7 protein-coding genes and 3 pseudogenes are annotated in these 10,289 nt (G+C 68.3%); 3 read left to right on the top strand and 7 right to left on the bottom strand.

Annotated features, from left to right (window positions below):
- Window positions 1–2,337: glycogen debranching protein GlgX (gene glgX / locus AD428_RS16520; RefSeq protein WP_235490587.1), on the bottom strand; the 2,337-nt coding region annotated here is incomplete at its 3' end.
- 14 nt (window positions 2,338–2,351) lie between these two features.
- A pseudogene (gene glgB / locus AD428_RS16515) lies at window positions 2,352–4,095 on the bottom strand (1,4-alpha-glucan branching protein GlgB); the annotation flags it as partial.
- Here glgB and AD428_RS16510 point away from each other — a divergent pair.
- Window positions 4,089–4,352: pseudogene (locus AD428_RS16510) on the top strand (ABC transporter ATP-binding protein); the annotation flags it as partial. The pseudogenes glgB and AD428_RS16510 sit on opposite strands and share 7 nt — an antisense overlap.
- A gap of 19 nt (window positions 4,353–4,371) precedes the next feature.
- Here the strand turns inward: AD428_RS16510 and pyrC are convergent.
- Window positions 4,372–5,448: a dihydroorotase gene (gene pyrC, locus AD428_RS16505; RefSeq protein WP_053245902.1), complete on the bottom strand. Its 1,077-nt coding sequence runs from the start codon at window positions 5,446–5,448 to the stop codon at window positions 4,372–4,374.
- On the bottom strand, window positions 5,444–6,637 hold the full coding sequence (locus AD428_RS16500; RefSeq protein ID WP_053245899.1) for a M20 aminoacylase family protein: 1,194 nt from the start codon (window positions 6,635–6,637) through the stop codon (window positions 5,444–5,446). The genes pyrC and AD428_RS16500 overlap by 5 nt, the downstream gene beginning before the upstream one ends.
- A 147-nt stretch (window positions 6,638–6,784) precedes the next feature.
- Between AD428_RS16500 and AD428_RS16495 the strand changes: the two genes are divergently transcribed.
- Window positions 6,785–7,063 carry an SWIB/MDM2 domain-containing protein gene (locus tag AD428_RS16495; protein WP_053245898.1) on the top strand — a complete coding sequence of 93 codons (279 nt, stop codon included), beginning with the start codon at window positions 6,785–6,787 and terminating at the stop codon, window positions 7,061–7,063.
- A 279-nt stretch (window positions 7,064–7,342) separates the two neighbouring features.
- On the top strand, window positions 7,343–8,320 hold the full coding sequence (locus AD428_RS16490; RefSeq protein ID WP_053245897.1) for a sigma-54 interaction domain-containing protein: 978 nt from the start codon (window positions 7,343–7,345) through the stop codon (window positions 8,318–8,320).
- Window positions 8,321–8,475: 155 nt separating this feature from the next.
- On the opposite strand, the gene AD428_RS16485 is transcribed toward AD428_RS16490, so the two are convergent.
- From AD428_RS16485 to AD428_RS16475, 3 genes and pseudogenes are all read right to left on the bottom strand, one after another.
- On the bottom strand, window positions 8,476–9,429 hold the full coding sequence (locus AD428_RS16485) for a tripartite tricarboxylate transporter substrate binding protein (protein ID WP_235490585.1): 954 nt from the start codon (window positions 9,427–9,429) through the stop codon (window positions 8,476–8,478).
- A 52-nt stretch (window positions 9,430–9,481) separates the two neighbouring features.
- Complete coding sequence (locus AD428_RS16480; protein ID WP_053245895.1) at window positions 9,482–9,802, bottom strand: DUF4387 domain-containing protein; 321 nt, start codon at window positions 9,800–9,802, stop codon at window positions 9,482–9,484.
- A gap of 10 nt (window positions 9,803–9,812) precedes the next feature.
- Window positions 9,813–10,289, bottom strand: a pseudogene (locus AD428_RS16475) (acyclic terpene utilization AtuA family protein); the annotation flags it as partial.

Below are 10,289 nucleotides of genomic sequence, written 5' to 3'. Positions count from 1 at the left end.
GCGGTAGCGGTAACGCGTGCCCGGCCCGCATCGCACGTCGGCCTGCACGTAGCCTTGGCGTCGCGGCGCAGCGCGATGGGCGGACGGCCTTCGATCTCCAGGGCCAGGCCCGGCGGGGCGGTGGGCGCCCACAGGCGGAACCGCGTCGTCCCGCCGCCCAGCGGCAGCGCGCCATGGGCATACGAATAGGCGGGCGGAGCCGCCGCGCCGGCGGAACGCATGCTCATGGCGCCGCTCCCTGCACCTTGGCCGCCCACAGCAGCACCACGTCGTGCGGGGGCCCACCGGAACCCGTGCGTCGGACAGGGGTGCGGCCGGCGCGAGGGTGCCGCTGTCCAGTTCGCGTATCCAGTGCTCGGCGGGCTGCGGCAGCAGAAAGGTCGCGGCCTCGTGGCCGGGATTGAGCAGCAGCAGTGTGATGTCCACGCTGCTGTCTTCGCGCCGCGCCGCGCGGCGCAGGGCCAGGGTGCGCTCCTCGGGATTCTGCCAGGCGGCTTCGTCCAGCGCCTGGCCTTCGGTGTCGAACCAAGACATGGCGGGCACGCCCGGACTGAGCTCCTCGGCGGCGTTGCCGTAGCGGGCGGCGCGCAGGCTGGGGTGGGCGCGCCGCAGGGCGATGAGGCGGGCGACGAAGCGCGACAGCTCGCGTCCCGCGTCGCTTTGCGCCTGCGTCCAGTCGAGCCAGGAAAGCGGGGCGTCCTGGCAGTAGGCGTTGTTGTTGCCTTCCTGGCTGTTGCCGAATTCGTCGCCCGCCAGCAGCATGGGCGTGCCATCCGAGAGGTACACCGTGGCGAGCATGGCGCGCTGCAGCAGCACGCGGGTCTGCAGGATGTCGGGATCGTCGGTGGGGCCTTCCTCGCCCCAGTTGTGGCTGTAGTTTTCGCTATGGCCGTCCTGGCCGTTCTCGCCGTTGGCTTCGTTGTGGCTGCCGTCGTAGCTCACGATGTCGGCCAGCGTGAAGCCGTCATGCGAGGCCACATAGTTCACCGCGGCCCAGGGGCGGCGGTGGCGGTGATCGAAGAAATCGCGCGAGCCGCACAGGCGCGCCGCCATCTCGCCCCGCATGCCTTCGTCGCCGCGCCAGTAGCGGCGCGTGGCGTCGCGGAACTTGTCGTTCCATTCGGCGAACCCGGGCGGATGATGGCCGAGCTGGTAGCCGTCGGGGCCCACGTCCCAGGGCTCGGAAATCAGCTTCAGCCGCGACAGCATCGGATCCTGCAGCACCGCGTCGAAGAAGCCCGAGCCGGGGTCGAAACCCGTGCCCTCGCGGCCCAGGGTTGCGCCCAGGTCGAAGCGGAAACCGTCCACGCCATAGGAGGCGGCCCAGTAGCGCAGCGAGTCGGTCACCATCTGCAGCACGCGCGGGTGCGAGACATTGACCGTATTGCCGCAGCCGGTGTCGTTGATGTAGTAGCGCTCGTCGCCCGGCACCAGCCGGTAGTAGCTGGCGTTGTCCAGACCGCGCCAGGAGAGCGTCGGCCCCAGTTCGTTGCCTTCGCAGGTGTGGTTGTAGACCACGTCCAGGATCACCTCGATGCCGGCGGCGTGCAGCCGCCGTATGGCGCGGCGCAACTCGTTGGGCCCCTGGCCGACGTAGGCGGGCTCGGGCGCGAAGAAGGAGAGCGTGCTGTAGCCCCAGTAGTTGCGCAGGCCCCGTTCGAGCAGGAAGCGGTCCTGCAGGAACGCGTGCACCGGCATGAGCTCCACGGCGCTCACGCCCAGGCGCTGCAGGTGCTCGATGAAGCGCGGATCGGCCAGGGCGGCGCAGGTGCCGCGCAGCGGCTGGCGCAGGTCCTCGCGCTGCATGGACTCGCCGCGCACGTGCATTTCGTAGAGGGTGGTGTCGGTCCAGGGCGTGCGGGGCGCCATGCTGTCGCCCCAGTTGAAGGGCGCTTCCTCGGTGACCACGGCCTTGGGCATGCAGGGCGCGCTGTCGCGGCGGTCCAGGCTGAGGTCGGCCCGGGCGTGGTTGATGCGGTAGCCGAACAGCGCGTCGCTCCAGTGCAGCGGCCCGGTGAGCTGCTTGGCGTAGGGGTCCAGCAGCAGCTTGTGCGGATTGAAGCGGTGGCCGTTGCGCGGGTCGTAGGGGCCGTGCGCCCGGTAGCCGTAGATCAGCCCGGGCTGCGCGTCGGGCAGGTAGCCGTGCCAGATCTCGTCGGTGCATTCCGGCAGCGTGAAGCGGCGCAGCTCCTTGCGCGCCTTGGGGTCGAACAGGCACAGCTCGATGCGCGTGGCGTGGGCCGAGAACACGGCGAAGTTCACGCCCAGGCCGTCGCTGGAAGCGCCGAGGGGGTAGGGCTTGCCGCCCTGGATGCGGTGCAGTTGGGTGGGATTCATGGGAATTCAGCCTGTCAAGAGTCGCCCTGGCCTTGGTGGAGCAGGAAAAGGGCCGAGAGCGGCGGCAGGGTCAGCGAAAGCGCCTGCGGGTGCCCGTGAGCGTGCGTGTCGCGGGTGTTCGCGCCGCCCTGGTTGCCCATGCCCGAGCCGCCGTAGCAGACGGCGTCGGTATTGATGCGCTCCACCCAGCGCCCGTGGCGCGGCACGCCGACGCGGTAATCGTGGCGCGCCACGGGCGTGAAATTGCAGACGGCGAGCAGCTGCTGGGCGCCGTCGGTGCGCACGAAAGCCAGCACGCTGTTGTCGTGGTCGTCCATCACGGCCCACGAGAAGCCGGCCGGGTTGGCGTCCAGGCGGTGCAGGGCGGGCAGTTCCGCATAGAGGGCGTTGAGATCGGCCACCAGCCGCTGCATGCCGCGGTGGCTGGGCGCGTCCAGCAGGTTCCAGTCGAGGTGGGCGTCGTGGTTCCATTCGGCGGGCTGCGCCAGCTCGCCGCCCATGAACAGCAGCTTCTTGCCCGGATGCGCCCACATGAAGCCCAGGTAGGCCCGCAGATTGGCCAGGCGCTGCCACGCGTCGCCGGGCATCTTGCCCAGCAGCGACCCCTTGCCGTGCACCACCTCGTCGTGCGAGAGCGGCAGGATGAAGCGCTCGCTGTAGGCATAGACCATGCCGAACGTGACGTCGTGATGGCGGTACTTGCGGTGAATGGGGTCGTGCGCCATGTAGCGCAGCGTGTCGTGCATCCAGCCCATGTTCCATTTGTAGTGAAAGCCCAGCCCGCCCTGATCCGCCGGCGCGGTCACGCCGGGCCAGGCGGTGGATTCCTCGGCCACCATGATGGCGTCGGGGTGCTCCGCGCGCACGGCGCTGTTGAGCTCCTGCAGGAACTGCACGGCCTCCAGGTTTTCGCGGCCGCCGTAGCGGTTGGGAATCCACTGGCCCGGCGCGCGGCTGTAGTCGCGGTAGAGCATGGACGCCACGGCGTCCACCCGCAGGCCGTCCACGTGGAAACGCTCCAGCCAATGCATGGCGCTGGCGATCATGAAGGCCTTCACCTCCGTGCGGCCGAGGTTGTAGACCATGGTGTGCCAGTCGGGGTGGTAGCCTTCGCGCGGGTCTTCGTACTCATAGAGCGCGCTGCCGTCGAAACGCGCCATGCCGTGGGGATCGTCCGGAAAGTGGGCGGGCACCCAGTCGAGAATGACGCCGATGCCGGCGGCATGGCAGGCGTCGACGAAGCGCGCGAAGGCGGCCGGCGGCCCCAGCCGGGCGGACGGCGCGAACATGCCCAGCGGCTGGTAGCCCCAGGAGCCGCCGAAAGGGTGCTCCATGACGGGCATGAGCTCCACATGCGTGAAACCGAGCGACTTGGCGTAGGCGGGCAGCCGGGCGGCGAGCCGGTCCCAGGCGCATTCCCCGCCGTCGGACGGGGCCCAGGAGGCGGCGTGCACTTCGTAGATGGAAATGGGCGCCTCGGGCGCCTGCCTGACGCCGCGTTCCTGCATCCATGTGTCGTCGCGCCAGGCGTAGGGCGCGGGGTCGTCCACCACCGAGGCGGTGGCCGGCGGCGCCTCGCTGCGCCGCGCCATGGGGTCCGCCTTGAGTAGCTGCCGCCGTCGCGCGTGGTCAGGCCGCGTACTTGTAGCGGGCGCCGGGCGCCACGCCCGGAATGAAAATCTCCCATACCCCGGCCGCGTGGCGCAGGCGCATCGCGTGGCGGCGCGCGTCCCAGCCGTTGAAGTCGCCCACCACGGAAGCCCCGGCCCGGCCCCAAGCCCGGCAAGATGAATTCCTGGGAGCTGCGCGAACTGGAAGGACTGCCCGACGCCATCGCCGCGCTGGAAGCGCAACAGGCGGAGCTGGCCGAAAAGCTGGCCGACGGCAGCCTCTACCGCGACGCGCCCGCCGAAGTGGAGCGCATCAACAGCGAACTGGCGCGCCTGGAAAGCGAGCTGGAGGACAAATTCGCGCGCTGGGAACAGCTGGAAGCGCGCCGCGACGGCACGCTCTGAATGCGCGCCCGGCGCGCTTTCAGTGCGCGCGCCAGGCCAGCGATTCGCCCGCCGCCAGCGGCACCAGCGTGGTGTCGCCGAACGGCACTTCCGCCGGCACCTGATAGGCTTCTCGCGCCAGCGTCAGCGTGCCGGTGTTGCGCGGCAGCCCATAGAAGTCGGGCCCGTGGAAGCTGGCGAAGGCCTCGAGCTTGTCGAGACGCCCCGCGGCCTCGAAGGCCGTGGCGTAGAGCTCCATGGCGTGCAGCGCGGTGTAGCAGCCCGCGCAGCCACAGGCGTGTTCTTTCAGACCGCGCGCGTGCGGCGCGCTGTCGGTGCCGAGGAAGAAGCGCGGGTTGCCGCTGGTCGCGGCTTCCACCAGGGCCTGCCGGTGCGTCTCGCGCTTCAGGATGGGCAGGCAGTACCAATGCGGACGCACCCCGCCCAGGAAAATCGCATTGCGGTTGTACAGCAGGTGCTGGGGGGTGATGGTGGCCGCCACCGGGCCTTCCGCGTCGCGCACGTAATGCGCGCCTTCCTTGGTGGTGATGTGCTCGAACACCACCTTGAGCGCCGGGAACGCGCGGCGCAGCGGCACCATGACCCGCTCGACGAACACCGCTTCGCGGTCGAACACGTCGATGGCCGGATCGGTCACTTCGCCGTGCACGAGCAGCGGCATGCCGCAATTCTCGAGCGCCTCGAGCGCCTTCGCGCATTTGCCCAGCAGGTCCGTCACGCCCGCGTCCGAATTGGTGGTGGCGCCCGCCGGATACAGCTTCACCGCGTAAACCTGGCCCGAAGCGTGCGCGCGCGCGATTTCCTCGGCCGAGGTGTTGTCGGTCAGGTAGAGTGTCATGAGCGGATCGAACGCGCCGGGCGCCACACCGGCCGCCGACAGCGCTTCGAGAATGCGGCAGCGATAGGCCAGCGCCTGCTCGGTGGTGGTCACCGGCGGCTTGAGATTGGGCATGATGATGGCGCGCGCGAACTGGCGCGCCGTATCCGCAACCACGGCCCGCAGCGCCGCGCCGTCGCGCAGATGCAAGTGCCAGTCGTCGGGGCGGGTGATGGTGAGCTGCGTGGTCGTTTGAGTGGACATGGAAAGCTTCTTAATCTGCCAGCGGCATGCCCCGTTCGGCCAGCGCGCAGAACATGGCGCTGCCCAGGGGAATGACGGCATCGTTGAAATCGAAATGGGAATTGTGCAGCACGCAGCCGGACTCGGCGCCGCCCTGGCCCAGGCGGAAATAAGCGCCCGGCTTGCTCTGCAGCATGAAAGAAAAGTCCTCCGAGCCCATCGAAGGCGTCAGGTCGCGCACCACGTTTTCCTTGCCGATCATCTCGGTGGCGATGTCCGCCACCAGGTTGGCGTGCTGCGGGGTGTTGAGCGTGGCGGGGTAGATGCGTTCATAGGTGACCTCCGCGGTTCCGCCGAAGGCTCCGGCGATCGCCGTGACCAGCTCGCGCATGCGCGCCTCCACCATTTCCTGCACCGAGCGGCGAAAGGTGCGCACCGTGCCCACCAGCCGGGCCTCGCGCGGAATCACGCTCATGGCGCCCGGATGGCCCGCCTGCATCGAGCCGATGGACACCACGGCCGAATCCAGCGGGTTCACGTTGCGCGAGACTATGGTCTGCAGCGCAGTGATCACCTGCCCCGCGATCGTCACGGGATCGATGGTCTGGTACGGATGCGCGCCATGGCCGCCCCGTCCGGTAATGAGGATTTCGAAGCGGTCGGCCGCCGCCATCATCGGCCCGGGATTGACGCCGATGGTGCCCGGGCGCAGCCCCGGCCAGTTGTGCAGGGCATAGATGGCGTCGCACGGAAAGGTGTCGAACAACCCGTCTTCAAGCATGGCCTTTGCGCCGCCGCGCCCTTCTTCGGCCGGCTGGAAAATGAGCACCGCTGTGCCGTCGAAGTTGCGCGTCTGCGCCAGGTACTTGGCCGCGCCGATGAGCACGGCCGTATGCCCGTCGTGGCCGCAGCCGTGCATCAGGCCCGGCTTGGTGGACTTGTGGGCAAAGTCGTTGTCTTCCGTCATGGGCAGGGCGTCCATGTCGGCGCGCAGCCCGATCATGCGGCCGCTGTCGCAGCGCTTGCCGCGTATCACCCCCACCACGCCGGTCTTGCCGATGCCGCGATGCACCTCTATGCCCAGCGCCTCCAGCGCGCCGGCCACGATACCGGAGGTGCGGACCTCCTCGAAACCCAGTTCGGGATGGGCGTGCAAATCGCGCCGCAATGCGGTCAATTCGTCATGAAAAAGCCGAATCGATTCCAACGGAGATCGTGCGTACATAGGACGTTACAGAATGCCGGGCTATGGGGGACGGTTTTGATATTTTAGTTGCTACAGAGGATAAATGCCTTTGTCTTTACCTGAGAGACACGTTATGCTCCGGCCGCAGGACAATTTTTCCAACAGCCAGAGAAGGAGCGCCGCATTATGGCCACAACCTCCAAACCCGCGACCGCGCGCAAGCCGAACGCCGCATTCATGAAGCCCCTGACCCCCAGCCCCGAGTTGGCCGCTGTCATTGGCTCGGAGGCCGTGCCGCGCACCGAGGTCACCAAGAAAATCTGGGAATACATCAAGAAGCACAACCTGCAAGACGCCAGCAACAAGCGCAACATCAACGCCGATGCCAAGCTGCGCCCGATCTTCGGCAAAGATCAGGTCACGATGTTCGAACTGACCAAACTGGTCAACGCGCATCTGAAGTAAGCAGGCAAAGGGCGTACGCGGTACGTCCCTGCCTCCTGCAGCCGGCCCGGCCCCAGTCCCTCCGCCCCTGAGCGAGGCATGCGCGGCCCGGCAAGTTGTCTCCGCGGCGCCGTCCTCCGCCGCAATCCCCCAAGCCTTCCCTCTCCGCCAGCCGCCCGACGCGCAGACATGGCCTGACCCCTCTCGCCTTGCCGGCCGACCCCGGGTATGCCGGAATGTCGCTTTCGGCCGCATTGCCGGGATAATGCCGCCGTGTCCGTTCTTTCCCATCCGGCGTCCATGACCCCCGCAGCCCCGCTTGCCGAAACGATCGTCGGCGATCATCCTGCCATCGTCGCCCTGCGCGACCTGGTCCTGCGCGTGGCCCGCAGCCGCGCCAGCACGGTCCTCATCTATGGCGAAACCGGGACCGGCAAGGGCCTGGTGGCGCGCGCCCTGCACGACCACTCGAGCCGGGCGGACAAGCCTTTCACCGAGATCAATTGCGCCGCCATCCCCGGCAACCTGCTGGAATCGGAGCTTTTCGGCCATGAGCGCGGGGCTTTCACGGGCGCCGTGGCGCGCAAGATCGGCCTGCTGGAAACCGCCAACGGCGGCAGCGTGTTCCTGGACGAGGTGCGCGAGCTCGAGCCCATGATGCAGGCCAAGATACTCACGCTGCTCGACAGCCGGCGCTTTCGCCGCATCGGCGCCGTGCACGAACTGACCACGGACGTGCGCTTCATCGCCGCCACCAACAAGATCCTGCTGGGCGAAGTCCATGCCGGCAAGTTCCGCGACGATCTCTACTACCGTCTGCAGGTCGTGGCCATCAATCTGCCGCCGCTGCGGGAACGCGGCGACGATGTGTTCGTGCTGGCCGAGCGCTTCCTGGCACGCTACAACCGCCTGCACGCAAGCCGCTTCAAGCACATCGACGCCGCCGTGGAAGCAGCGTTCCGGCGCTATGCGTGGCCGGGCAATGTGCGCGAACTGAGCAATCTGCTGGAGCGCATCTGCATACTCGAAAACGGCGACACCGTAGGGGTGGAGCACCTGCCCGCCCGCATCCTGCGCAGCCCGTCGCCGGCCGCCCCGGCGGCGGCCGGCAGCTACGCCGAACGCACCGCCGCCTTCCGCGCCGGCATGATCGAGGCCGCCCTGGCGGCCCAGCGCGGCAATCTCGGAGAAACCGCCCGCGTCCTCGGCCTGTCGCGCCATGCGCTCAGGCACCAGATGGCCAAGCTGGGCATGGACAAGGGCGCCAGCCGCGCCTGAGCCGGCCGCGCCTGACGCCGGCCGCGCCTGAGCCGGCCGCGCCTGGGCCGGCCGCGCCTCCTGGAGCGGTGGGCCCGGGTGCGGCCTGCGCGGGAGGAACCCGTCCGGGTGCGGCCGGCTCGATGCGGCCTGACGCCTTGCCCGCCGCGCCCGGCCTATTCGACGCTGATGTGGTGGCTCTGCGCCACCGCCCGCCATTGTTCCAGATCGCTGGCGACCCGCTTGCCGAATTCCCCGCTCGTCATGCTGGCGGGCACTGTGCCGTCCATGTCCAGCAGCGAGGTCGTCTCCGGCGAGCGCGCGATGCGGTTGATGGCCGCGTTGTAGCGGTCGACCAGATCTTGCGGCGTGCCCGCGGGCGCGAACACTCCCACCCAGATATCCACGGCATAGCCGGGCAGCACGCTGGCGGCCGGCGGCAGGTTGGGAAACGCCGCATGAGGCCCGCGCGCGGTCGTCGCCACCAGCTTGACCTTGCCGCCCTGCACCAGCGGCGCCAGCGAACTGTAGTTGGCCAGCATGATGTCGATCTGGCCGCCCGCCAGGTCCGAAGCCGCATTGGCCGCGCCCTTGTAAGGCACGTGCGTCATGGACACCCTGGCCGCGTCGTTCATCATCACCGTGGCCAGATGCGCCAGCGAGCCGATGCCGGCCGTGCCGTAGTTCAACGCGTCCGGCCGGGCCCGCGCGGCATCGAGCACCGCGCGCAGATCGCCATAGGGCTTGGCGCCGGACACCGCCAGCACCAGCGGCCCCTGCCCCACCATGGCCACCGGCGCGAAGCTCTTCACCGGGTCGTACGGCATGCGGGGCTGCGTGGCGGCGGACGTGAAAAACGTGGAAGACGTCAGCAGCAGCGTCGCTCCGTCCTTGGGCGATTTCGCCACGTACTCCGACCCGATCACCCCCGCCGCGCCCACGCGGTTCTCGACGATGACGACGGTCTTGAACTCCTCGGCCAGCTGCGGGGCGATGGCGCGGGCAATGGCGTCATTGCTGGCTCCCGCCGAAAACGGCACCACGATCTTGATCTGCTTGGGCACCGCCGTCTGCGCGCCGGCCTGCGCGGCCAGGGCGCAGGCGGCAAGCGCCAGGACTCTTATCATCATGCATTTCATGCGTTTTCCCCTTGTATGCGAACAGTCGTCGCCGCGCCGTCGTTCAGAGCGTCACGGGCACGTCCAGCAAAGGCGCGTACTGCTGCGCGCCGAAAATGTCGCCGTCGCCCGCCGACCCGCTCGGAGCCAGCCGGTAGAACGTGAACTTGATCGCCAGGCCCGGATCGTATTCCACGAAATCCGAAATCCGCTCCTGACCGATTCCATAGAGCGCTGCCACGCTCTCGCGCGTGACCGCGCCCGAGCGCTTCACGGCCTCATAGGTATCGCGGTCGCGGAAAATGATGTCGAAGGTGATCTTGTTCACCCCCGCGTTCTTGCTGCGTATGGTCTTGGCGAGTTCGCTCAGCTTTGTCGTGGCCATGGCGGATTCCTCAGGCTTCGGTAAGGTGGACCTGGAACAGGTCGAAAACATCGTCGACGGCAATCGTGTGGTTCAGTGTCCAGCGGTAGGCGGCGCTGGCGCGCACCACCTCGTCCAGCGGAAACGATACGGAACCAGCCGTGCCCTTCACGTCGGGCAGCCGCGCGTAGAACATCTGCCGCAGCCCGGTCAGGGTCAGCTCCTCGGCCATCTCTGCGGTCGGGGCCACGCCCTGCACCAGCACGCAAAGCTCGTGGCCCGGCTGATTGCGCAAGGGCTCGAGATCTCCCATTACGCCATCGCGGCCGTAGACTTTGTAGTGCAGTTCGTAGCCGACATCGCCGAAGCGCTCCCGCACCTTGTCCCGCGCCCAAGCGATCACGCGGTCGATATTGGCGATGGTGTAGGGATCGCGGATGCCGCAAAGCCCGATATAGCGCTCGCCCACCTTGCCCGATCCCTCTAGCTTCACCGTAATCTTTTCCGA

It is taken from the genome of Achromobacter sp. DMS1 (assembly GCF_001270295.1).
Note: the sequence above shows the minus strand (reverse complement) of the source record. Positions and strands in the feature narration are given on the sequence as shown.